The organism is Sphingomonas cynarae (assembly GCF_039537815.1).
Taxonomy (GTDB): domain Bacteria; phylum Pseudomonadota; class Alphaproteobacteria; order Sphingomonadales; family Sphingomonadaceae; genus Sphingomonas; species Sphingomonas cynarae.
In genome coordinates this window covers 691120-713059 of sequence record NZ_BAABBF010000002.1, presented here as the reverse complement: position 1 = coordinate 713059, position 21940 = coordinate 691120, and the positions used below count along the sequence as shown (strand labels likewise).

Genomic DNA, 21940 nt, shown 5'->3' with positions numbered 1-21940 from the left:
AAGTTGGTGTACAGCACCACCATCATCGCCAGCGCCGCTGCACAGATCAGCAGGAACGACAGGCCCAGTTTGCGGGATATGCTCATCGCCGTCAGCATCGGCATCGCCTAACTCGAAGAAAGAAACACCACGGCAAAAGGGGGCGAAAACGCCCCCCTCCACCCTCAGAAATCCAGACGCGCGGTCAACGACGTGTTACGGCCATTGAGTGGCCGGGCACGGACGATGCCGCTGGTGGGAAGCGCCGCGTCGTCAAAGGCGGTGAACGCTTTCACGTTGAACAGATTGCTCGCATTCAGCGTCAGTTGCAGCCGTGGTGCCGGCCGAACCTGCAGGAAGGCGTTGGTCGTCACGAAACCGGGTACGCGCAGCACATTGTCGTCCTGTGCATAACTGCGGGTCGTGCCGATCAACACGGCCCCCACGGCAAAGCGCTCGGTGACGATCTGCGGCGTCGCCTGGAAGATGAACTTCGCCTGATGCCGCGGAATGTTGCCCGCGATCGCAGGGTTGATGCGATCGCGGACGATCTCGGCATCGGTCCAGGTGCCGCCGGCGGTCAGGCCGAACAGCCCGTGCCGATAGCCGCCCTCGAATTCCAGCCCGGTCGCCTTATAGTCGCGCGCGATCAGGCCCGATGTGACCGGGTCGACATTGGTATCCTGCGCCTTCGCCCAGAAACCGGTCAGGTTCAGGGTCAGGTCGGCACGGCGATATTTCACGCCGGCTTCAGCCTGCTTGACCGGATCGAATGCGGCACCGGGGATCAGCAGACTGCCGTCGGTGGTGCTGACGATGTTGCTGAAAAGGATGCGATCGGCATTGGCACGCGCGCCACGACTGTATCGCGCGAACACCGCGAGCGGCTCGGCGATCCGGAAGTTGATCCCCGCAGAATAGGACAGGTAGTCATATTTATAGTCGACCGGTGCCGGCGCGCTGAGCGGGGTCACGCCTACCTTCTGTTCGGCGATGGAGATGACGCCATCGCCGTTCATGTCGCGCGCCACCGTGCCGATCCGGCCGCCGCCGAGGTCGGAACCGAAGATACGGCCCTCGGCATTGCCATAATCGTACCGGATACTGCCGCCGATCGCGACCCGGCCGACATGGTAGTTCACCGACGCGAAGGGCGCGTTCACCGCATAGTCGACGCGCAGCGACCGCCGCCGCGTACCGCGGGCCAAGGCGAGATTATACGCATAGACGCCGTCCTGGGTTAGCGCCCGCCCCGCACGATCGGTGATATTGAGCAACGCCGCCTCACCATCGCCGCGCAACTCGGAAACGAAGGTGGTCCACAGCGCGTCGCGATCGATCGTCTGCCGCGCGGCATAGAAGCCTGCGGTCGTCGTCAGGTCGCCTTCACCTACCCGCCATACCCGGCTGGCCCGGATATCGTTGGTGACGTTGTCATAGCTGTTGAGCCGCAGGTCGAGCATGTTGAGCGCGACGAGCAACCCGTTGCCATTGAGGGCGGAAGGATCGGCGATCACCTGCCCGGCACGGGGGCCATTGGCATAGCTGAGCGTCGCCCCCGCCCCCCCCAGCGACTGCACGCCAGCCGCTGCCGGAAGATAGGCGCTGGTGAATGGCGAGATCAGCGTCCCCGACATGTCCGAGAAACGGAACCGCTCGGTCACCGTCCAGCCATGCAGGTCGACCTGCGCCTCCATGCCCAGAGATGCGGCCTTGACGCTCTGCCCCTCGGCGACGTCGTTGACCGCGACGTTGTTCTCACCGTCCAGCACCAGATTGGTGCGGATGTTACGCGACAGCAGCGTGTCCCGCCGACCATCGAAGCCGGGCAGCGTCGTCACCTTGGGATCGGCATTGGTCCCCGTCGTGCGGAACGGCACTGCATCGTAGAAGGGCGAACGGTCGTCGAGATACTTGCCGTACAGGCGGATATAGCCGCCGGTGAATTCCTTGGTGACGTTGGCCTTGATCTGGCCGCCCTTCTGCGCGTCGTAACCGGTGCGACGCGGGCCTTCGCCCTGCCGGTAGAAGCCCCCGACATGAAAACGCACGCTGTCGGTCAGCCGCGCGCCATAGTCGAAATCGGTGCGATACTGTTCGAAGTCCAGCCCCGCAGTCACCGCGATCGCGCCGCCCTCGACATCGCCGGTCTTCGAAATGAAGTTGATGATCCCGCCCGGCGAGTTGGACGCGAAGGTGGAAGCGGAGCCACCCCGGATCACGTCGACCTGCGACAGGTTGAGGTCGACGCGCAGGAAATTATCGGCCCCTGCCCCCTGGATATCGCCGAATTCCAGAACCGGCAGGCCGTCTTCCTGCAACTGGACAAACTTCGCCCCCGATGAGGCGATCGGGAGGCCCCGGATCGACAGGCTGACAGAGCCCTCGCCAGTCGACGCCTCCGAACGGATACCCGGAATGTCACGCAGCAGGTCACCGATCGAACCGGGTGCCAGCTTCCGGATTTCGGCCTCTCGAAGCGAACTGGTCGAGGTGGCACTGTCGAGCCGGTCGCGTCCCTTGGCTACACCGGTGGTAACGACATCGGCACCTTGTGGCGCCTGCACCGGGGCGGCCGTCGTGGTGGCGGTATCCGGCATCGCATAAGCAGGCACAGGCATCAGCAGCGCCACCGGCACCGCTGCCGACAACAGATCGATTTTCATGATAAACGGTGCCCCAAACAATCAGTTTGAATGGGTTATAGGTAACTATGCCCTGTGCTGGTCACCGCCGCCGTATTTATGACAGGGGGAATGCCTTGATCGCCACATTTGCGATCCAGCCAATGACTGAACATCGTTCGGATTGGTTGCTTTGCAAGAAAAGCTCATCCGACCGCCGCCCGCTCCCTGATATGAAACACGGCAGACAGATCCAGCGGAATGTCGAGTCAGACGATCGTTTGAGCTACACCTTTTGCGGAAAAGTCGACCGTCTATGCCGTATTTTGGGTAGATCGATCACCGGTAGGACCGGACAAAGCCGGATGACCACGTATTTCTGCCAAACCGATCGCGGTGTTGGATACACCGCCAACCGTTCAGATCGGACTGCGGTTTCTCGGCATCATGGTACTCTGCCCGATCTTCAACACCAGCCCCGGCAGTCCAGGATAGCTGGCCTTGTGATAAGGCGATGCCCCGTCCAACGCGGCGGAAATGCGGCGATGCGCCTCACCAAGCGAATGATAGGGCAGCCCCGGTAACAGATGATGCAGCGCATGGTACCGCAGTCCGACCGGCGCCCACAATGCCGGCAGCAACGCAGGTGGGGGGACGTTGACGGTATCGAGATACTGGGCGGTGACGCTCATCGGTTCGCCTTCATTCTCCCAGAGATGGGCGACCAGCGTCCGCACCTGATTGACCACCGCTACACCTGAAGCGACGCCAAGGATTATCAGGAAGGCGCGCAACGGCAGCACTCCCGTCGCAGCCAACGTCACCAACGTGATCGCCCAAAGGCTGGCAGCCATTTCGATCCGGTTCCATTGCCGGGCAAAGTCGCTCTCAGGCATCCGGCGACGAAAGCGGGGGTTGATCGCCAGTGCCGAATAACGCTCGACCACCATGGCACGAAACCTCGGTGACAACAGCGACAAGGGTGACAACACCGCATAACGGAAAATCAAAGCGATCGGCGCAAGCGCGGAGATCACGATGAAGAGCGGCAACGTCCAGGGTTTCATCAGTGCCAGCGGCAGATATTCGGGATCTTCCGCGGTACCGTACCGCGTCTTGGCGTGATGAAGATTGTGAACGCCTTCATACATGAAGGACGGGGTCAGCATCGGCACACCGACCAGCGCGTCCCACCCCTTGCGGAAACCGGGAAGCAGCGCGTGCTTCATGTGCGATACTTCGTGGATAAAGCTCAATCCACGGTACAGACCGAGCATCGCGACGATACCGGCCACCACCGACAACGCCGTCGACGTGGACATGATCGCCATCACCAGCGCGCCGTAGCCGACCACGGCAGAGGCGATCAGATCGGCCCAATATAGTCGCGGGCGCGGCTGGACGAGATCGCGGGTCAACTCGGCGGCCGCACGCAGCATCGCCTTGTCGTCAGCGATACGCCCGGTGGCCGGAGCGGCCGTCACCGGCGCGCGATCGAGAGACATCGTGGTGTTCATGACCTGATCCATGACACGAAGATAATGGCGACAGCATGGCTTTGCACCCCGTTCCCCGTCCCTGCGCCCGACGGAATTGCCACTCGCCATGATCGGCCATGCCGGTTACCGGATGCGAAACGGTGCAAGGGATGTGGACATGGCGGCGGCGACGGGCGTGACGATCCGGGAAGTGAAGACCAGACGCGACAGAAAGACGTTCGTCGACCTGCCCTTCCGCCTTTATCGCGACGATCCGAACTGGATACCGCCGCTGAAGTCGGAAGCGCTCGGGCTCATCACGCCCGAGAAGAATGGCTGGTTCAGCCATGCCAAAGCGCAATTGTTCCTCGCGGAACAGGACGGTCACGTTGTCGGCCGGATCTCCGCGCATATCGATACGCTGGCGCTGACCATGCCGGCGGATCGGGGCTTCGGTCCCGGCGTCGGGCAATGGGGGCTGATGGAGGCGGAACGGGAAGATGTCTTCACCGCTTTGTTGGCGCGGGCGGAGGCATGGCTGCGCGCCGAGGGTATGAACCGCGCACTCGGCCCCATCTCCATGTCGGTCTGGGAAGAACCCGGCCTGCTGATCCAGGGCTACGACCATCCGCCGACCGTGATGATGGGCCACGCCAAGCCGGAATATCGCGGCTGGATAGAGGCGGCAGGCTATGCGCCGGTCAAACAGTTGCTGACCTATGACCTCGACATCACCAATGAATTTCCGCCGATCGTCCAGCGGATCATCACGTCGGGCGAGAAGAATCCCCGCATACGCATCCGCGAGGTCGACAAGTCGAAGTTCGAGGAGGAGGCGGCGATCATCCTCGCGATCCTCAACGACGCCTGGTCGGATAATTGGGGCTTCGTGCCGTTGACACCACCCGAGATCAAGGATGTCGGCGTCAAGCTGAAGCCGATCGTGTTCAACGACCTGATCCGCATCGCGGAACTGGACGGACGACCGGTGGCGTTCATGATCACGCTGCCTGACCTGAACGAAGCGATCGCACCGTTGAACGGCAGTCTGCTGCCCTTTGGCTGGGCAAAGCTGCTGCTATGGCTGCGCAAACCCAGGGTGCGAACGATGCGCGTGCCGCTAATGGGGGTAGTCAAGGAACTGCAGGCGTCACGAATGGCGAGCCAACTCGCTTTCATGATGATCGAATATATCCGCCGGGCATCGGTGGCCAAATATGGCGCGAGCCGGAGCGAGATCGGCTGGATCCTCGACGACAATCAGGGGATGCGGTCGATCGCGCAGGCGATCCGGTGCGAGGTCAACAAGGTGTATCAGGTCTACGAACGGACATTGTGAGGGCAGCGGCCCCGTGGCGGCGCGCCACGGGAACCGGTTTGTCACCCGCCCGCCCCTCAGCGCCGGGGCATCCGGCGCGGATCGACACCCAGGACCTGCCATTCGGCCAGCGTGGCGCAGTCACGGCGCAGGATGCGCGACGCGGTGATATCGCCGACGATGCAATAACGCTGGCTCAGCCCCTTGTCGGCGACCGCCCGCGTGGCAGGAATGGTCGTCGGGGCGGGTGTCATGGTGGCCGTGGGGGCATCGCGCGGCTCGGCGGCGGCAGCGGCGGTGGTCAGCAACGTGGCGGTGACGACCGAGAGACAGAACTTGGTGGCGAACATGAGGTTTTCCCTTCCCTGTGCGGATCAGCCCGCACCGAACAGGGATTGCACTTGCCGTGCCAGTTTATCTTTTTAGCAAAATCAATGACTTACAAATTAGTGTATTAGCAATACATACCACCTCACCGTACGATGCGCCGATAGTTGGCGGAAACGGCCACAGGCCGATACGCCGCATCAGAACAGGGCGGATATGCCGCCATAGACTCGTATATCGGGTGCGGCACGATTGAGCCCGGCAGCGGTGCCGATATCCAACTGGACGTGCCCATTGGGTTGCCACGCCGCCGATACGCCGGCGAGATATTGGGTCGTGCGCCCACCCGGATCGCGATCGCGGATCGCCTGCACTTCACCGACCAGTTCGACATGCTCTGCGAAATCCCATTCGGCACCAACGACGCCGCTATAGGCCAGATGCCGGCCATGCCCGTCCTCATCGACAGCCGCATCCGCCTCGGCAGTGAATTCCAACTGGATCGCATCGGACAGATCGTAGGTCAGCGGCGCAACGATTCCACCGCCCCAGTCCCCGTCGCCTATCGGTGTGCGTCCGACGGGCAGGGTCAGGAACGGGGTCAGGGCAAAGGAGAGGCCATGGCCATCCGGCTCGGCCAGATTGCGTTTGATGCCCAGCATCACGTCGCCGACGCGCCCCGTGCGCGTTACTGCCCCCGTCGTCGCATCGCGCATCCGCTGGTGGCCATAAGGCGTCCAGCCGACCTGCAATTCCGTCACGGCGCCAACCCCGATGCGGACCAGCGTGTCGGCGATCCCGACCGTATCGGTGCGGCCATCGGCATCGCGTTCGCGCGTCCAGTCGGCCAGTCCCGTCTCCACCAGCACATGTCCCGGTTCGACGGTGCAGGCCGGCGTTCCCAACCCCGGCCGCTCGGCACACAGATCGCGATGCTGAGCGGCAGCGACGCCCGGCAGCATCACCGCCAGCAGCGCGATCCATCGCGTCATCGCAGGCGGACCCAGGTCGGGGCGTGGTCGCTCGCCTTTTCCCGACCGCGATAGGCCTTGTCCACGCCCGCCCCGACCAGCCGGTCGGCCGCCTGTGGGCTGAGTAGCAGGTGATCGATCCGGAACCCGGCATCGCGCTGCCACGCACCCGCCTGATAATCCCAGAACGTCCACACCCGGCCTTTCGGTTCGCGCGTGCGCAGCGCGTCGGTCCATCCCTGCGCCAGCAGGCGGCGATACGCCCCCCGGCTTTCCGGCTGCATCAGCGCATCGTCCTGCATGGCGCGGACGGAGAAGGTATCGTCGTCATTGGGAATGACGTTGTAATCACCGGCCAGGATCGCCGGCACCTCCTCCGCCAGCAAGGCACGGGCACGCGCCGCCAACCGTTCCATCCAGCGCAGCTTGTAGTCGAATTTGGGGCCGGGCCGCGGATTGCCGTTGGGCAGATAGAGCGAAGCGACGATCAACCCGTCCACCTCGCATTCCAGATAGCGGCTATGTTCGTCCTCCGGCTCCCCCGCAAGTCCGCGCTGCCGTTCGACCGGCGTGGCACCCTTGGCGAGCACCGCAACGCCGTTCCATGCCTTCTGGCCGTGCCACACCGCGCCATATCCCGCTGCCTCGATCTCGGCGAGGGGGAAGGTTTCGTCGCTCGACTTCAGTTCCTGAAGACAGACGATGTCGGGCTGATCTTCGGTCAGATACTCGACTACGCGGGGCAGCCGGGCCTTGATGCCGTTGACGTTGTAGGTGACGACCTTCACGTCAGACCGCGAAGCTGGTGCCGCACCCGCAGCCCGATGCCGCCTGCGGATTATCGACCCGGAACGCCGCGCCGCCCAGCGACTCGACGTAATCGACCCGGCATCCGCGCACCAGATCGAGACTGATGTCGTCAACGACAAGTCGGACGCCGTCCGTCTCCGCGACATGATCGCCCCCTTCCGGCCCATCGGCCAGCCCGAACTTGTACTGGAAGCCGGAACAGCCACCACCATCGACAGACAGGCGCAGGACCGCAGGTTTACCCTGGCGGGCGGCGATCGCGGCGACGCGGGCGGCGGCGGCGGGCGACAGGGATAGATCGGAGGCGAGCGTAGACATGCATTCGAGATAGGCGGTGCCGCCCCGTGCGGCAACCAAGGGTTGCTTGTCCACCACCACTGCGTAGGTTCCCCCCACGATGGCCGATCTTCCTGTCGATACCACCGGCCACCGTGCCCGGCTCCGCAGTCGACTGCTCGCCGATCCGGAAGGATTGCTGGATCATGAACTGGTCGAATATCTGCTCGCGCTGGCAATTCCGCGCCGCGATACCAAACCGCTGGCAAAGGCATTGCTGAAGGAATTCGGCGGGATCGGCGGACTGATGGCGGCGGATGCCACTGCGTTGCAACGCGTCGACGGTATGGGTGACACTGCCGCTGCTGCGGTGCGGATTGCGCAGGCGACGGCAATCCGCATGATCCGGACCGAGGTGGCGGCACGACCGGTGCTGGCTAACTGGCAGGCGCTGCTCGATTATCTACGTGCCGACATGGCCCATGACGGGGTCGAACGGTTTCGTGTCCTGCACCTCAACACCCGCAACATGCTCATCCGTGACGAGGTGATGCACAAGGGCACGGTCGATCAGGCGGCGGTGTATGTGCGCGAGGTCATCAAGCGAGCGATCGACTTGGGATCGGCAGCGATCATCCTCGTCCATAACCACCCTTCGGGCGATCCGGCACCCAGCCGGGCGGACATCGATGTGACCCGAACTATCGCGGAGGCGGGCAAGCGACTGGGGATCGCGCTCCACGATCACCTCATTATCGGCACCGGTGGACACGTATCGATGCGCGCACAGGGGCTGATCTAAAAGGGACTGATCTGCATACGAACGCCCCGCCGGTCGTGAAACCGGCGGGGCATCTGGTCGGCTATCTCTATCAGGAGGTGATCAGGACTGGGCCAGGAACCCGGTCACCTCGGTCTTGTCGAGCGACTTGTTCTTGTCGGTGTCAGCCTGCGCAAAGGCGGCGCCAACCCACTTCTTCGTCTCGGCACTCGCTGCCTTGGTCGACGGATCGCTCGCGGTCTTCAATGCGACCATCCATTCGGAAAACTCGGCACGGCTCAGCTTGCCATCGGCATTTTTGTCATAGGTACCGAACTGCGTATCCACCGCCTGCGCGACCTGAGCGCCGTCAGCCGGTGCGGCCTCTGCCGTTTGCGCTGGTGCGGCTTCCACGGAGGCGGCCGAGTCGACGCCGGCCGGCGGCACAGTAGTCGCCGGATCAACCGAGGTCTGCGGCGCGGTCTGCGCAGCGGGTGCGGCTTGCGGCGCGGTCTGCGCAAGCACGGGGGCGGCAATGGTCATCGTTCCTGCGAGAATGATCGTCTTCAACATGGTGACTTTCCTTTCGCTTCATCCAAACCTGTGGCGAACTCGTCTTCCGTTCGAACGGATGATCTGTTCGAGTCAGCCTGATAAACTACAGATATGGCCGATATGATCCAATTTGAAGGACCGGGCGAGTGCTGCTAACGACGGTTCGTCCCGCCCCAGAGGCGTCGCCGCGACGACCCGTGGCTCAACCGAGACGAGGTACAATGATCCCGCGCTATTCCCGTGCCCCCATGGCCGCTCTCTGGACACCGGAAGCGCGCTTCCGCATCTGGTTCGAGATCGAGGCGCACGCCACCGACGCCTTGGCCGAACTGGGCGTCGTTCCAAAGGAAGCGGCCGCCCGAATCTGGGAGGCGGATGCCGCCGCCGGTCCGTTCGACGTGGCCCGGATCGATGCGATCGAGGCGGAGACGAAGCACGATGTCATCGCGTTCCTGACGCATGTCAGCGAACGGACCGGCCCGGAGGCGCGGTTCCTGCATCAGGGAATGACATCGTCCGACGTGCTCGATACCTGTCTGGCCGTACAGCTTGCCCGGGCGGCGGACATCTTGATCGCCGATCTCGACGCACTGCTGGTGGTGCTGAAACGACGTGCCTACGAACACAAGCTGACCCCGACGATCGGGCGCAGCCACGGCATTCATGCCGAACCCGTCACCTTCGGACTGAAACTGGCCCAGGCCTATGCCGAATTCGCCCGCAATCGTGACCGGCTGGTGGCAGCGCGTCTGGATGTCGCGACCTGCGCGATTTCCGGCGCGGTCGGCACCTTCGCCAATATCGATCCCTTCGTGGAGGATTATGTCGCGCAGAAGATGGGATTGACGGTGGAACCGGTTTCCACCCAGGTCATTCCCCGTGATCGCCATGCGATGTTCTTCGCGACGCTCGGGGTCATCGCCTCATCGATCGAGCGGCTGGCGACCGAGGTACGCCATCTGCAACGGACCGAGGTGCTGGAGGCGGAGGAATATTTCTCGCCCGGACAGAAGGGTTCGTCGGCGATGCCGCACAAGCGCAATCCCGTGCTGACCGAAAACCTGACCGGCCTTGCCCGCATGGTCCGTGGCTATGTCACGCCCGCGCTGGAGAATGTGGCGTTGTGGCATGAACGCGATATCAGCCATTCGTCGGTGGAACGCTATATCGGCCCCGATGCCACCATCACGCTCGACTTCGCGCTGGCCCGGCTGACCGGGGTGATGGACAAGCTGGTCGTCTATCCGGAGCGGATGGCGAAGAACCTGCACCGCATGGGTGGCCTGGTCCATTCGCAACGCGTGTTGCTGGCGCTGACCCAGGCGGGGGTCAGCCGCGAGGATGCCTACCGGCTGGTCCAGCGCAACGCGATGAGAGTGTGGGAATCGGACGGCGAACTGTCGCTGATGGACTTGCTCGTCGCCGATCCCGACGTGACCGCCGCGTTGCCGGTCTCGGAAATCGAGGCACGGTTCGATCTCGATTATCACTTCAAGCACGTCGACACGATCTTCGACCGAGTCTTTCGTTAAGATTTTAGTTACACGTGCGCGCAACGCAATGACGAATGCTAGCAATTAAATTGCGCGTGATACAGGTCACCCATACATCGCCGATGCCGGATATCGTTCCGGCATCGGAGACCAATCCCATGCGTATGTTCGAAACCGTGACCAGCTCGATGCTGGCGATCGCGGCCCAGGCGCTGGTGGTCGGGGTCGTCATTTCGACCTTCTGATCCATCGGCCACCGCCCCTCGGAACAAGGGGCGGACAGGCCGGCGGGCATGATGGCGGATACGGAAAAGTAACCCGATATCCGTAGACCGGTTTTATGGCTATTTCGTTCACGTCCAGCTTGTTGCCGGTGTTGGCTCAAGTGGCAGGTGCCATTCTGGGTCTGCTGTCGCTGGCACTGGTGCCGCCCGCCCATGGTACCATTCTGATCGTATCGATCGCCGGTGATAGGGTAGCCGAGATCGCCAACGCCGCATTGCCAACCGGCGCCCGGATCGCAGGCCGTGGCCCCGGCGACCATAGCCTGATCGTCATCGGCGATCGTGACCGGCTGATCGGCTTGTCACGTCGGGGACTCATCCCCCTCGCCGCCCCCGATATCCTGTGCGGCGCATGACCAACACGCCGTCTTCCGGTGCGGTCGAGCTCGACGACCTGCGTCGTCACGGCGTCCGGCTGCTTACCATCGGGGGCTGGACGACCACCTTGCTGCTGGCGATCGTCGCATTCTTTCTGGATCGCGACCGGATCGTGGTCGTCGTGGCGATAGGCGCCGCCACCACCATCTACCCCACATGGCTGATCCGTCACGGACGCAACGATGCGGTGGCGCGACTGGCGGTCGGTACGCTGCCGGCGGTGATCCCCGCGCTGGGGGTCTATGTCATGGCCGGCGGGGCATGGCAGATGGATACGCACATGTATTTCTTCGTCGCCCTGTCGGCGTTGACGCTGCTGTGCGACTGGCGACCGATCGTGTTGGCGAGCGTGCTGATCGCGCTTCACCATGCCCTGCTGTGGCTGGTGGCGCCCGATCTGGTGTTCTCCACCACAGGCAACATTGATCGCGTCCTGTATCATGCGGTCGCGGTCGTCCTGCAGGCGGGATTGCTCAGCTTCATCGCAGTACGGCTGCGCGATCTGCTGGTCGCGCAAAGCCGCGCGCGCGAGGAAAGCCATTCGCTCGCCGCTCAGGCCGCAGCCGGAACCGCGATGGCGGAAGCCGCCTTGCACGACGCCCAAATAGCGCAGGGTCAGGCCGAAGCCGAACGGCGATTGCGCGAAGCGGCAGAGGCCACCTCGCATGATCGCCGCCGGCAGGACATGCTGAGGCTTGCCGCCGATTTCGAGGCATCGGTCGCGGATATTGTCGGCGCGGTCGGCACCGCCTGCGACGATCTCGACCGATCCGCCCATGCACTCAATCTGCTCGCGCGACAAACGAGCCGCGAGGCGGGCACGACCGCTACCTCGGTCGTCGTCGCCTCGCACCGCGCGCAGGACCTCGCGGTCGCGGTACGGTCACTAAGTCAGTCGATCGGGCTGATCGCCGGATCGGTGGACAGACAGGCGAGCCTGAGTGGCGATGCGCGTGGCATCTCCACCTCCGGTCACGCGGCGGTGACGACCCTGAGCGAGCATGGCGTCACGATCGGGGGCTTCACCGATACGATTGCGGCGATCGCGGCGCAGACGAACCTGCTGGCGCTCAACGCGACGATCGAGGCGGCGCGGGCCGGCGAGGTCGGGCGCGGCTTCGCGGTCGTCGCGGGCGAGGTGAAAGGGCTGGCGCAACAAGCGTCGGTCGCCACCGGGCGCATCCGCCATCTGGCCGACGCGATGGCGACCGGTGCCGATTTGGCCCGCGATGCGCTGGGACAGATCACTACCGTCGTCGCCGATGTCGCCGCGGCCTCCGAGACGATCCGCGACGAGGTCGGTCGCCACCGCGCCACCGCCAGCAATATCGAACGCACCGCGCAGGAAACCGCCGCAGACACCGAAACCGTCGCGCAGGAAGTGGACGGCATCGTTACCCTCGCTAACGAAACAGAAGCGCTATCGGAACAGGTATCGCACGCCGCCTCCGGTCTCAGTGCTTCGTCGACGGCGCTACGCGCAGCCGCCAGTCAATTCATCGAGATGCTCCGGGCGGCGTGATGCCGCCCCCTTCCGTGGGGAAGAGGGCAGCCTTCATCACTCCGCGGCGAACACGCCCTTCAGCTTGGCGAAAAAGCCTTGGCTGGCCGGGCATTCGTCGCCAGTTTCGGTCTCTCGGAACATCTCCAGCAATTCGCGCTGCCGGTTCGACAAACGGGTTGGCGTCTCGACCTCGATCTGCACGACCAGATCGCCTGATCCGCGGCCCTGCAGCACCGGCATCCCGGCACCGCGCTGGCGCAACTGCTTACCGGTCTGGATGCCTGCCGGAATCTTCAGTTCGTGCGTATCGCCATCTAGGCCGGGGATCGACAGCGATCCGCCAAGCGCGGCCGTGGTGAAGCTGATCGGCACGCGCGCGAACAGCGTCGTGCCCTCACGCTCGAACAGGGCATGCCGTTTCACATGCAGGAAGATGTAAAGGTCGCCTGCCGGCGCGCCGCGTGGTCCCGCCTCGCCTTCGCCGGTCAGGCGTATCCGCGTGCCCTCATCGACCCCGGCGGGTACGTTGACGGTCAGCGTCTTGGTCTTGTCGACCCGGCCTTCGCCGCGACAATCGCCGCACGGATCAGCGATGACCTGCCCCGCGCCCTGACAGACCGGGCATGGCCGCTCGACCACGAAGAAACCCTGCTGCGCCCGTACCTTACCATGGCCATTGCACTGACGGCAGGTCGAGGCATGCGTGCCGGGCTTGGCACCCGAACCATGACAGGTGTCACACTCGGCCGACACATCAACCGTGATCTCGGTCGCTTTGCCGTGGAAAGCCTCCTCCAGCGTCACTTCCATGTCGTAGCGCAGGTCGGCACCACGCCGCGCCTGCTGCCGGCCGCCACCGCCGCGCCCGCCCATGAATTCGCCGAACACCGATTCGAAGATGTCGGAGAAGCCACCGAAGTCCTGCGCGCCGCCACCGGCACCGCCCTGCTGGAACGCGGCATGGCCGAAGCGATCATAGGCCGCGCGCTTCTGGGGGTCCTTCAGGACGTCATAGGCTTCCGACACCGCCTTGAACTTGGCTTCGGAATCCTTGCACCCGGCATTCTTGTCGGGATGATACTTCATCGCCAGCTTGCGGTACGACGACTTGATGACGCCGGCATCGGCGGTACGCTCGCATTCGAGCAGTTCGTAATAATCGACCTGGGTGCTCATGACCGCCTCACAGGAAAGCGCCCCGCCTTCCCACCATCGCTGACGACAGGGGAAAACGGGGCGCATTCATGACGTGATTACGCCTTGGGGTTGTCGTCGACTTCCGAGAATTCGGCATCGACCACGTCGTCGTCCTTTTTGGCGGTGGCATCGCCTGCGGGAGCGGCATCGGCCTGCGCCTGCTTTTCGTAGATCGCCTGTCCCAGCTTCATCGCGACCTGTGCCAACGCCTGCGACTTGTCGTTCATCGCCTCGGGCTCGCCACCCTCGACCGCCGCCTTGGCGGCGTCGATCGCGGACTGGATTTCGGCCTTCAGGCTTTCGTCGACCTTGTCACCATTATCCGCCAACTGGCGCTCGGTGGTATGAATCAGCGATTCGGCATTGTTCTTCGCCTCGACCGATGCACGCCGCTTCTTGTCTTCCTCGGCGAAGCTCTCGGCATCGCGCACCATCTGCTCGATGTCGCTGTCGGACAGGCCGCCCGATGCCTGGATGCGGATCTGCTGCTCCTTGCCGGTGCCCTTGTCCTTGGCGGACACGTTGACGAGGCCGTTGGCGTCGATGTCGAACGTCACCTCGATCTGCGGCACGCCGCGCGGGGCCGGGGGAATGCCGACCAGATCGAACTGACCGAGCATCTTGTTGTCCGCCGCCATCTCGCGTTCGCCCTGGAACACGCGGATCGTCACCGCGCCCTGGTTGTCGTCGGCGGTCGAATAGGTCTGCGACTTCTTGGTCGGGATCGTCGTGTTACGATCGATCATCCGGGTGAACACGCCACCCAGCGTCTCGATGCCCAGCGACAGCGGCGTCACGTCGAGCAGCAGCACGTCCTTGACGTCACCCTGCAATACGCCAGCCTGAATGGCGGCGCCCATCGCCACGACCTCATCCGGGTTGACGCCGGTATGAGGATCCTTGCCGAAGAAGTTCTTCACCGCTTCGCGAACCTTGGGCATCCGGGTCATGCCGCCGACCAGGACGACTTCACTGATGTCGTCGGTCTTCACGCCGGCATCGGCCAAAGCCTTCTTCATCGGCTCGATCGTGCGCTTGATGAGGTCGTCGACCAGACGCTCCAGATCGGCGCGGCTGATCGTCTTCACCAGATGCTTCGGACCGTTCTGGTCGGCGGTGATGAAGGGCAGGTTGACCTCGGTCGAGGCTGCCGACGACAGCTCGATCTTCGCCTTCTCGGCCGCTTCCTTCAGACGCTGCAGCGCCAGCTTGTCCTTGGCAAGGTCGATGCCCTCGTCCTTCTTGAAGCCTTCGGCCAGGAATTCGACCAGCTTGTTGTCGAAGTCCTCACCGCCCAGGAAGGTATCGCCGTTGGTAGCCTTCACCTCGAACACGCCGTCGCCGATCTCCAGGATCGACACGTCGAAGGTGCCGCCGCCAAGATCGTAGACCGCGATCGTCTTGCCGTCCTGCTTCTCCAGGCCGTACGCCAGCGCCGCCGCCGTCGGCTCGTTGATGATGCGCAGCACTTCGAGGCCGGCGATCTGGCCGGCATCCTTGGTCGCCTGACGCTGCGCATCGTTGAAGTACGCGGGAACGGTGATAACCGCCTGCGTCACCGTCTCACCCAGATAGGACTCGGCGGTTTCCTTCATCTTCTGAAGCGTGAAGGCGCTGATCTGCGAGGGGCTATAATCCTTGCCGCCGGCCGAGACCCACGCATCGCCGTTCGGCCCGCGTGCGATCTTGTACGGAACCAGCTCGGTATCCTTCTTGGTGATCGGATCGTCGAAGCGGCGACCGATCAGGCGCTTCACGGCGAAGATGGTGTTGTCGCCGTTGGTCACTGCCTGACGCTTGGCAGGCTGGCCGACCAGCCGCTCGCCATCCTTGGCGAAGGCGACGATCGATGGCGTCGTGCGCGCGCCCTCCGCATTCTCGATGACCTTGGGCTTGCCGCCTTCCATCACCGAAACGCAGCTGTTGGTGGTGCCCAGATCGATGCCGATAACTTTTGCCATGAGTCCCTTGATGCCCCTCATCAAACAAAAAAAGAATGGGATCGCGATCCGTTACGGCAGCGCAATCTCCCGGTGATGGGCGCGATATAGGTGGCCTGCCGCTTGCCGCAAGAAGTCGTGGAACCTAGGGCGATATCGCGAGTGTCGAGGGAGTGGCCGGAATGCAACGCTGGTGGACGATCGCGACGGGCTGCCTGATGCTGACGGGCTGCCTGAAGCCGGCGACGATCGAGACGGAGAATCCATGGCTTCGCCTGCCCGCGGTGACAGGGCGGCCCGCCTCCGGTTATTTCACGCTGCATGGCGGCGCGGCGCCAACCAGCCTTGTCAGCGTGTCGGTCGACCGGGCGATCCGCACCGAGATGCACCGGTCGATGACGACTGGCGGTGCGATGACCATGCAGCCGGTCCGCGATCTGCCATTGCCCGCGCATGGCACGATCCGCTTCGCACCCGGCGGGCTGCACCTGATGATCTTCGGCCTCGACCCGGCGATGAAGAAGGGGGACGCCGCCCTCCTGACCTTCACCTTTGCCGACGGATCACGGATGGAGCGCAAGGCATGGGCGGTGGGTGCCGCCGATCCTGCGCCGGATTGAGGCTCCACCAAGACTCTTCCTGCGTTCGGCGATAATGGAAACCACGAAGGGACATGGCCGGCCGCTGACCGCGGGCGAGGTCAGGCTGGCAAAATCGCTCTATCACGACAGTATCGACCTGTCCGGGGTCGAGATCAGGCGCCGTAAGTGGGCGTTCTTCCAGCCCCGCCACGTCGCGATGGCGCCGTGCGGGCATATCCATTTTCACCCCGAAGGCGGTAGCTGGAGCGAGGATTTCGCCACGGAGGGTCTGGCCCTGCGCGGCCTGTTCCTCCACGAACTTTGTCACGTATGGCAATGGCAACGCGGCATCTATCTGCCGCTCGCCCGGCATCCCTTCTGCCGGTACAGCTACACGATGAAGCCGGGCTGGCGGCTGCCGCAATACGGGCTGGAGCAACAGGCCGAGATCGTCCGCCACGCCTATCTGCTGCGCGAGGGTTATGCCGTGCCCGGTGCGCCCGCGCTGGGACAATACGAGACGTTGCTCAGCGTCTTCCGGTAAGCGGCGGCCTATGCGGTGACGGGGGCATCCTGCACCACCTCGGGCAGGATCGCGTCGAGCAGCAGCGCCCCCGCCTCGGTCACCCGCAGCCGGTCGCCGGTCTGTGCCATCAGGCCGAGGTCGGACAGGCGCGCGATTGCCTTCGCATCCACCGGCGCGACGCCTCCGGCCAGCATTGCGATCCGGGCAAGGTCGATCCCCTCGGCCAGGCGCAGGCCCATCAGCAACGCCTCGGTCGCGCGGTCGTGCGGCGCGAGCGGTTCCTCGCTCTGGGTTCCATGGCCGTTGCGGGCGACGGCCGCCAGCCAGTTTTCCGGCTTGCGATGCCGCACCGTCGCCAGCCCGCCCCGCCGGCCATGCGCGCCTGGCCCGATCCCGGCATAGTCGCGGTATCGCCAATAGGTCAGGTTGTGCCGACTCTCCGCCCCCGGCCGGGCATGGTTGGAGGTTTCATAGGCGGGCAGGCCGGCGGCGGCAGTCATCGCCCGCGTCGTCTCGAAGATGTCGGCCGCCGCGTCCTGATCGGGCAGCACCAGCCGACCCGCCAACGCCTCGGTCGCGAAGCGGGTGCCGGGTTCGATCGTCAACTGATAAAGCGAGATATGCTCGGTGCCGAACGCCAGCGCCCCTGCCAGTTCCGCTTGCCACGCCACCAATGGCTGATCGGGCCGGGCGTAGATCAGGTCGATGCTGACCCGCGCGAACACCGATTGCGCCACCCCGAGCGCCGCCACCCCTTCCGCCACGTCATGCGCACGCCCCAGAAAGTGCAGCGCGCGATCGTCGAGCGATTGCAGGCCGAGCGACACGCGGTTGACCCCCGCGGCGGCCAGATCGGCGAACCGTGCCGCCTCCACCGATGAAGGGTTAGCCTCCAGCGTGATCTCCACGCCGGGCGCAAATCCCCATGCTGCCGATGCCGCATCGAGGATCGCCGCCACCGTCGCCGGCGGCATCAGCGAGGGCGTACCGCCACCGAAGAACACCGATCCGATCCGCCGCCCCGGCAATAGGGCCGCCTCGTGCCTCAGGTCGGCGATCAGCGCGTCCCGCCATGCCACCTGATCCACCGCGGCACGGACATGGCTGTTGAAATCGCAATAGGGACATTTGGAGACGCAGAACGGCCAATGGACATACAGCGCCAGATCGTCGGATTCGGTTATGACGGTTCGCAAAACATTCATTACCGTGCGATATGGCGTTCGATATGGGGTTGGCAAAGGTTCCGTTGCTGTCGGTCTGCGTGATACTGGCGTCTGCCGGGATAGCCGCGTCGCTGGCCGCCGCCCCCGCTGCCCTGACGCCTCCTCGCCCCGTGCCCACCGCCGATGCCTTGCAACAGGCGATGCTCGATGCGCATCGGCAGGCACGGGCGCAGGTCGGCCTGCCGCCACTGGCGTGGAACGACGACCTTGCCGCCGCCGCGCGCGATCACGCCGCGATGCTGGCGCGGATGGGAACGCTGCGCCACGCCGATCAACCATCCATCGAGGAACAGGGCGAGAATCTGTGGGCAGGCACACGCGGCGCCTATGCCTATCGCGAGATGATCGCGGCATGGGCGGACGAGGCCGCCCATTTCGTCAATGCCCCTACCCCTCAATTCAGCCGGACCGGCCAGTGGCAGGACGTCGGCCATTATGCCCAGATCGTCTGGCGCGACACGCGTGAAGTCGGATGTGCGATGGCCAGCGATCCGCGCGAGGATTATCTGGTGTGCCGGTATCGCCCGGCCGGCAATATCGTGGGCAGACCGGCGTTCTAGCCCTCACCGGCGTCTAGCAGACAGAAGGCCGTCACTGCGGCAGACGCCGGGGTGCCGCGTCGCCCCGCTTCTCGCAATGACGGGAATATGATCCGGGGACGATCGCGGGCGTCAGAACACCGCCGCCACCAGTTGCCGGAACGCATCGGCCCGGTGGCTGATCTCATTCTTGGTGGCGTCGTCCATTTCCGCGAAGGTGCGGTCATGGCCGTCGGGCACGAACATCGGGTCATAGCCATGACCCTTGTCGCCACGCGGCGGATCGACCAGCGTACCGTCCACCCGCCCCTCAAACCATTCGACATGGCCGTCCGGCCAAGCCAGCGCCAGCGCGCAGACGAAATGCGCGGTCCGCGCCGGCGCGGGGCCGGTCGCGGCGAGTGCGCGTTCGACCAGCGTCATCGCCATGCAGAAATCCTTGGTCTCGCCACCCCAGCGGGCCGAGAAAATGCCGGGATCGCCGCCCAGCGCATCGACACACAGCCCGCTGTCGTCCGCCAGGGCGGGCAGGCCCGACAGATCAGCCGCCGCCCGCGCCTTCAGTTCGGCATTCATGACGAAGGTGGTGCCGGTTTCCTCCGGCTCGGGCAGGTCGAGTTCGCCTGCAGAGACGACATCGAGTCCTCGTCCTTCCAGCAGCGCGGCGATCTCGCGGACCTTACCCTTGTTATGGCTGGCGATCACCAGCCGGCCGGGGGCCAGCTTGCGGATTGCCTGCGGCTCGCGGCCTTCCCCGCTCACTTCACAGCCTCGGCCTGCGCGCGGAAGATGTCGGCGCAACCCATCCGCGCCAGACGGAGCAGGCGGAGCAGCGCCTCCTCGTCATAGGTCGCATGTTCGGCGGTCGCCTGCGCCTCGGCGATGTGGCCGTTTTCCAACAGCACGAAGTTGCCGTCAGCGTCGGCGTTCGAATCCTCGTCATAGTCGAGGTCGAGGACGGCATTGCCCTGATAGATGCCGCAGCTGACCGCCGCGACCTTCTGTTTGATCGGGTCGACCGTCAGCTTGCCCGATGTCAGCAGCCCGTCGACCGCAAGGCGCAACGCGACCCAGCCGCCGGAGATCGCGGCGGTACGCGTGCCGCCGTCCGCCTGGATCACGTCGCAATCGATCACGATCTGCCGCTCGCCGAGCAGCTTCATGTCGACCACCGCGCGCAGGCTGCGGCCGATCAGCCGCTGGATTTCCTGCGTCCGTCCAGACTGCTTGCCCTTCGCCGCCTCGCGGTTGCCACGGGTGTGGGTCGCGCGGGGCAGCATCCCGTATTCCGCCGTTACCCAGCCTTCGCCCTTGCCGCGCAGGAACGGCGGCACGCGTTCCTCGATCGAGGCGGTAACGAGGACCTTGGTGTCGCCGAAGCCGATCAGCACCGATCCCTCGGCATGGCGGGTGAAGCGCGGTTCGATGCTGATCGTGCGCATCTGGTCGGGGGTGCGGCCGCTGGGGCGCATGGGCATTTCCTATGGTCGATAAAACTGGTCGCGTGCCTAGCCTTCCGTTCCGGGCCACGCCAGCCTAGATCATGGGAATGGGACCACCCGTCGCCGAACTGACCGACCGGGCGCGCGAGATTTTTCGCGCGGTGGTGGACGGCTATATCATGTCCGGCGTGCCGGTAGGGTCGAAGACGATCGCGCTCGCCTCCGGGCTCAACCTGTCGCCCGCCTCGATCCGGCACGTGATGGGTGAGCTGGAATCGCTGGGGCTGCTCGAATCCCCGCATACCTCCGCCGGCCGCCGGCCGACCGAACGTGGCCTGCGTCTGTTCGTCGACGGCATGATGCAGGCGACCGAACCCAGCGCGGACGAGCGCGCGCAGATCGAGGCACAGATCGGCCGCAACGCTGGTCGCGGCGGCCCGGTGGAGGAGGCGCTGGCTGCCACCACCGCCGCGCTGTCCGGCCTGTCGGCGTGCGCGGGGCTGGTGCTGGTGCCCAAGCGCGAGCTGACGCTGCGGTCGATCGGCTTCGTGCCCCTATCGCCGGTGCAGGCGCTGGCGGTGCTGGTGGCGGAAGACGGCACGGTGGAGAACCGCGTGCTCGATCTGCCACCCGGCCTGACCGGATCGGCGCTGGTCGAGGCGGGTAACTTCATGTCCGCGACGCTGACCGGCCTGACGCTGGCGGAGGCGCGGGCGCGGCTGGAGCGCGAACTGACCGATCGCCGCGCGGCGCTGGACGGCGCGGCGCGCGCGCTGGTCGAACGCGGGCTGGCGGTGTGGAGCGAGGACGGCGATCGCCGCCCGGTCCTGATCGTGCGGGGACAGGGCCGGTTGATCGACGACGCCGCCACCGCCGATCTGGACCGGGTGCGCGACCTGCTCGACGATCTCGACGGCAAGCAGGAGATCGCCAGCCTGCTCGACTCGGCCAGTGCGGGCGAGGCGACCCGGATTTTCATCGGCGCGGAGAACAAGTTGTTCGCGCTGTCGGGATCGTCGGTGATCGCGCGGCCGTTCCGCGGACCGGGCGGTCAGGTGATCGGGGTGGTCGGCGTGATCGGGCCGACGCGGTTGAACTACGCGCGGGTCGTGCCCATGGTGGATTTCACCGCGGCGACGCTTGCCCGCCTGATGGGTTGATAACAGGAAGAATCGATGATCGACGAGAACGATACCGGCACCGACACGCTGCGTGAGGAAACGGCGGAGGCCGCGCCCGAAGTGGCCGAACACGACACCGCGCAGGCGCGCATCGCCGAACTGGAAAGCCAGTTGGCCGAGGCGAAACAGGCCACGCTCTATGCACAGGCCGATATCCAGAACGTCCGCCGCCGCGCCGAAAAGGATGCCGCCGATGCACGCGCCTATGCCGCGACCAGCTTCGCCCGCGATATCCTGTCGGTCGCCGACAATCTGAGCCGCGGCCTGATGGCGATCCCCGCCGATGCGCGCGAGGACGACCGGTTCAAGGGTCTCGTCATCGGACTGGACGCGACGGGACGCGAACTCGACAACGTACTGGCCCGCCACGGTATCACCCGGATCGAGGCGATGGGCGCGACGCTCGATCCCAACAAGCATCAGGCGATGATGGAGATGCCCAGCGATGCGGAACCGGGCACGGTCGTGCAGGAGATGCAGGCCGGTTACATGATCAAGGACCGGCTGCTGCGGCCCGCGCTGGTCGCAGTGGCAAGGAAGCCGGACTGACT

At 64.8% G+C, this 21940-nt stretch carries 23 protein-coding genes; 10 read left to right on the top strand and 13 right to left on the bottom strand.

What is annotated here, in order from left to right; genetic code table 11:
- Positions 1-164: 164 nt before the first annotated feature.
- Both ABD719_RS06620 and ABD719_RS06615 read right to left on the bottom strand, forming a co-directional pair.
- Entirely contained in the window at positions 165-2645 is a 2481-nt protein-coding gene (locus ABD719_RS06620) for a TonB-dependent receptor domain-containing protein (RefSeq protein ID WP_344692562.1), read from the bottom strand.
- A gap of 377 nt (positions 2646-3022) precedes the next feature.
- On the bottom strand, positions 3023-4120 hold the full coding sequence (locus ABD719_RS06615) for a fatty acid desaturase family protein (protein ID WP_344692561.1): 1098 nt from the start codon (positions 4118-4120) through the stop codon (positions 3023-3025).
- Between the two features lie 139 nt (positions 4121-4259).
- On the opposite strand from ABD719_RS06615, the gene ABD719_RS06610 reads away from it, so the two are divergent.
- Positions 4260-5420: an N-acetyltransferase gene (locus ABD719_RS06610; RefSeq protein ID WP_344692560.1), complete on the top strand. Its 1161-nt coding sequence runs from the start codon at positions 4260-4262 to the stop codon at positions 5418-5420.
- Positions 5421-5476: 56 nt separating this feature from the next.
- On the opposite strand, the gene ABD719_RS06605 is transcribed toward ABD719_RS06610, so the two are convergent.
- The 4 genes from ABD719_RS06605 to ABD719_RS06590 all read right to left on the bottom strand — a co-directional run bounded on the left by ABD719_RS06605 (position 5477) and on the right by ABD719_RS06590 (position 7825).
- Positions 5477-5749: a hypothetical protein gene (locus ABD719_RS06605; RefSeq protein WP_344692559.1), complete on the bottom strand. Its 273-nt coding sequence runs from the start codon at positions 5747-5749 to the stop codon at positions 5477-5479.
- A gap of 177 nt (positions 5750-5926) precedes the next feature.
- On the bottom strand, positions 5927-6718 hold the full coding sequence (locus ABD719_RS06600) for a transporter (protein ID WP_344692558.1): 792 nt from the start codon (positions 6716-6718) through the stop codon (positions 5927-5929).
- A complete protein-coding gene (xth, locus tag ABD719_RS06595; protein ID WP_344692557.1) occupies positions 6715-7485 on the bottom strand; it encodes an exodeoxyribonuclease III in 771 nt (256 codons plus the stop codon). Before xth ends, ABD719_RS06600 begins: the two co-directional genes overlap by 4 nt.
- Position 7486: 1 nt before the next feature.
- Entirely contained in the window at positions 7487-7825 is a 339-nt protein-coding gene (locus tag ABD719_RS06590) for a HesB/IscA family protein (RefSeq protein ID WP_192126383.1), read from the bottom strand.
- 79 nt (positions 7826-7904) lie between these two features.
- Here ABD719_RS06590 and radC point away from each other — a divergent pair, with 79 nt between their 5' ends.
- Positions 7905-8585, top strand: coding sequence for a RadC family protein (radC, locus tag ABD719_RS06585; RefSeq protein ID WP_344692556.1), 681 nt, complete (start codon positions 7905-7907; stop codon positions 8583-8585).
- An 81-nt stretch (positions 8586-8666) separates the two neighbouring features.
- Here the strand turns inward: radC and ABD719_RS06580 are convergent, their stop codons facing one another.
- Entirely contained in the window at positions 8667-9116 is a 450-nt protein-coding gene (locus tag ABD719_RS06580; RefSeq protein ID WP_344692555.1) for an EF-hand domain-containing protein, read from the bottom strand.
- 203 nt (positions 9117-9319) lie between these two features.
- Between ABD719_RS06580 and purB the strand changes: the two genes are divergently transcribed.
- Complete coding sequence (purB, locus tag ABD719_RS06575) at positions 9320-10630, top strand: adenylosuccinate lyase (RefSeq protein WP_344692554.1); 1311 nt, start codon at positions 9320-9322, stop codon at positions 10628-10630.
- 4 nt (positions 10631-10634) lie between these two features.
- Here purB and ABD719_RS06570 read toward each other — a convergent pair whose 3' ends face one another.
- Entirely contained in the window at positions 10635-10841 is a 207-nt protein-coding gene (locus ABD719_RS06570) for a hypothetical protein (protein ID WP_344692553.1), read from the bottom strand.
- Between the two features lie 90 nt (positions 10842-10931).
- On the opposite strand from ABD719_RS06570, the gene ABD719_RS06565 reads away from it, so the two are divergent.
- Both ABD719_RS06565 and ABD719_RS06560 read left to right on the top strand, forming a co-directional pair.
- A complete protein-coding gene (locus ABD719_RS06565) occupies positions 10932-11231 on the top strand; it encodes a hypothetical protein (RefSeq protein ID WP_344692552.1) in 300 nt (99 codons plus the stop codon).
- Positions 11228-12775 (top strand): methyl-accepting chemotaxis protein, encoded by a 1548-nt coding sequence (locus ABD719_RS06560; RefSeq protein WP_344692551.1) that lies wholly within the window; start codon positions 11228-11230, stop codon positions 12773-12775. Before ABD719_RS06565 ends, ABD719_RS06560 begins: the two co-directional genes overlap by 4 nt.
- A gap of 36 nt (positions 12776-12811) precedes the next feature.
- Here the strand turns inward: ABD719_RS06560 and dnaJ are convergent, their stop codons facing one another.
- Together dnaJ and dnaK are read right to left on the bottom strand one after the other, a co-directional pair.
- A complete protein-coding gene (dnaJ, locus tag ABD719_RS06555; RefSeq protein ID WP_344692550.1) occupies positions 12812-13933 on the bottom strand; it encodes a molecular chaperone DnaJ in 1122 nt (373 codons plus the stop codon).
- Between the two features lie 77 nt (positions 13934-14010).
- Positions 14011-15915, bottom strand: coding sequence for a molecular chaperone DnaK (gene dnaK / locus ABD719_RS06550; RefSeq protein WP_344692549.1), 1905 nt, complete (start codon positions 15913-15915; stop codon positions 14011-14013).
- A 161-nt stretch (positions 15916-16076) separates the two neighbouring features.
- Between dnaK and ABD719_RS06545 the strand changes: the two genes are divergently transcribed.
- Complete coding sequence (locus tag ABD719_RS06545) at positions 16077-16514, top strand: copper chaperone PCu(A)C (RefSeq protein WP_344692548.1); 438 nt, start codon at positions 16077-16079, stop codon at positions 16512-16514.
- 34 nt (positions 16515-16548) lie between these two features.
- Entirely contained in the window at positions 16549-17019 is a 471-nt protein-coding gene (locus ABD719_RS06540) for a vgr related protein (protein WP_344692547.1), read from the top strand.
- Between the two features lie 8 nt (positions 17020-17027).
- On the opposite strand, the gene hemW is transcribed toward ABD719_RS06540, so the two are convergent.
- Positions 17028-18206: a radical SAM family heme chaperone HemW gene (gene hemW / locus ABD719_RS06535; RefSeq protein ID WP_425567117.1), complete on the bottom strand. Its 1179-nt coding sequence runs from the start codon at positions 18204-18206 to the stop codon at positions 17028-17030.
- A gap of 23 nt (positions 18207-18229) precedes the next feature.
- Here hemW and ABD719_RS06530 point away from each other — a divergent pair, with 23 nt between their 5' ends.
- Complete coding sequence (locus tag ABD719_RS06530; protein ID WP_344692545.1) at positions 18230-18787, top strand: CAP domain-containing protein; 558 nt, start codon at positions 18230-18232, stop codon at positions 18785-18787.
- A 111-nt stretch (positions 18788-18898) separates the two neighbouring features.
- Here the strand turns inward: ABD719_RS06530 and rdgB are convergent, their stop codons facing one another.
- Together rdgB and rph are read right to left on the bottom strand one after the other, a co-directional pair.
- On the bottom strand, positions 18899-19528 hold the full coding sequence (gene rdgB, locus ABD719_RS06525) for an RdgB/HAM1 family non-canonical purine NTP pyrophosphatase (RefSeq protein ID WP_344692544.1): 630 nt from the start codon (positions 19526-19528) through the stop codon (positions 18899-18901).
- Positions 19525-20238 carry a ribonuclease PH gene (gene rph, locus ABD719_RS06520; protein ID WP_344692543.1) on the bottom strand — a complete coding sequence of 238 codons (714 nt, stop codon included), beginning with the start codon at positions 20236-20238 and terminating at the stop codon, positions 19525-19527. The genes rdgB and rph overlap by 4 nt, the downstream gene beginning before the upstream one ends.
- A gap of 77 nt (positions 20239-20315) precedes the next feature.
- Here rph and hrcA point away from each other — a divergent pair, with 77 nt between their 5' ends.
- Both hrcA and grpE read left to right on the top strand, forming a co-directional pair.
- The gene (gene hrcA, locus ABD719_RS06515) at positions 20316-21368 is read left to right on the top strand and encodes a heat-inducible transcriptional repressor HrcA (RefSeq protein WP_192126096.1); all 1053 of its coding nucleotides are present in this window, start codon (positions 20316-20318) and stop codon (positions 21366-21368) included.
- Between the two features lie 15 nt (positions 21369-21383).
- Positions 21384-21938: a nucleotide exchange factor GrpE gene (grpE, locus tag ABD719_RS06510; protein ID WP_344692542.1), complete on the top strand. Its 555-nt coding sequence runs from the start codon at positions 21384-21386 to the stop codon at positions 21936-21938.
- Positions 21939-21940 lie beyond the last annotated feature (2 nt).

Bases quoted from the DNA above. Each gene is read 5' to 3' on its own strand.
- ABD719_RS06580 (WP_344692555.1), bottom strand. From the start codon at position 9,116: ATGTTGAAGACGATCATTCTCGCAGGAACGATGACCATTGCCGCCCCC.
- dnaK (WP_344692549.1), bottom strand. From the start codon at position 15,915: ATGGCAAAAGTTATCGGCATCGATCTGGGCACCACCAACAGCTGCGTT.
- hemW (WP_425567117.1), bottom strand. From the start codon at position 18,206: ATGAATGTTTTGCGAACCGTCATAACCGAATCCGACGATCTGGCGCTG.
- ABD719_RS06605 (WP_344692559.1), bottom strand. From the start codon at position 5,749: ATGTTCGCCACCAAGTTCTGTCTCTCGGTCGTCACCGCCACGTTGCTG.
- hrcA (WP_192126096.1), top strand. From the start codon at position 20,316: ATGGGACCACCCGTCGCCGAACTGACCGACCGGGCGCGCGAGATTTTT.
- ABD719_RS06620 (WP_344692562.1), bottom strand. From the start codon at position 2,645: ATGAAAATCGATCTGTTGTCGGCAGCGGTGCCGGTGGCGCTGCTGATG.
- ABD719_RS06565 (WP_344692552.1), top strand. From the start codon at position 10,932: ATGGCTATTTCGTTCACGTCCAGCTTGTTGCCGGTGTTGGCTCAAGTG.
- ABD719_RS06530 (WP_344692545.1), top strand. From the start codon at position 18,230: ATGGGGTTGGCAAAGGTTCCGTTGCTGTCGGTCTGCGTGATACTGGCG.
- radC (WP_344692556.1), top strand. From the start codon at position 7,905: ATGGCCGATCTTCCTGTCGATACCACCGGCCACCGTGCCCGGCTCCGC.
- purB (WP_344692554.1), top strand. From the start codon at position 9,320: ATGATCCCGCGCTATTCCCGTGCCCCCATGGCCGCTCTCTGGACACCG.
- ABD719_RS06570 (WP_344692553.1), bottom strand. From the start codon at position 10,841: ATGGATCAGAAGGTCGAAATGACGACCCCGACCACCAGCGCCTGGGCC.
- ABD719_RS06610 (WP_344692560.1), top strand. From the start codon at position 4,260: ATGGCGGCGGCGACGGGCGTGACGATCCGGGAAGTGAAGACCAGACGC.
- ABD719_RS06590 (WP_192126383.1), bottom strand. From the start codon at position 7,825: ATGTCTACGCTCGCCTCCGATCTATCCCTGTCGCCCGCCGCCGCCGCC.
- ABD719_RS06540 (WP_344692547.1), top strand. From the start codon at position 16,549: ATGGAAACCACGAAGGGACATGGCCGGCCGCTGACCGCGGGCGAGGTC.
- rph (WP_344692543.1), bottom strand. From the start codon at position 20,238: ATGCGCCCCAGCGGCCGCACCCCCGACCAGATGCGCACGATCAGCATC.
- ABD719_RS06560 (WP_344692551.1), top strand. From the start codon at position 11,228: ATGACCAACACGCCGTCTTCCGGTGCGGTCGAGCTCGACGACCTGCGT.
- dnaJ (WP_344692550.1), bottom strand. From the start codon at position 13,933: ATGAGCACCCAGGTCGATTATTACGAACTGCTCGAATGCGAGCGTACC.
- grpE (WP_344692542.1), top strand. From the start codon at position 21,384: ATGATCGACGAGAACGATACCGGCACCGACACGCTGCGTGAGGAAACG.
- ABD719_RS06615 (WP_344692561.1), bottom strand. From the start codon at position 4,120: ATGAACACCACGATGTCTCTCGATCGCGCGCCGGTGACGGCCGCTCCG.
- ABD719_RS06545 (WP_344692548.1), top strand. From the start codon at position 16,077: ATGCAACGCTGGTGGACGATCGCGACGGGCTGCCTGATGCTGACGGGC.
- ABD719_RS06600 (WP_344692558.1), bottom strand. From the start codon at position 6,718: ATGACGCGATGGATCGCGCTGCTGGCGGTGATGCTGCCGGGCGTCGCT.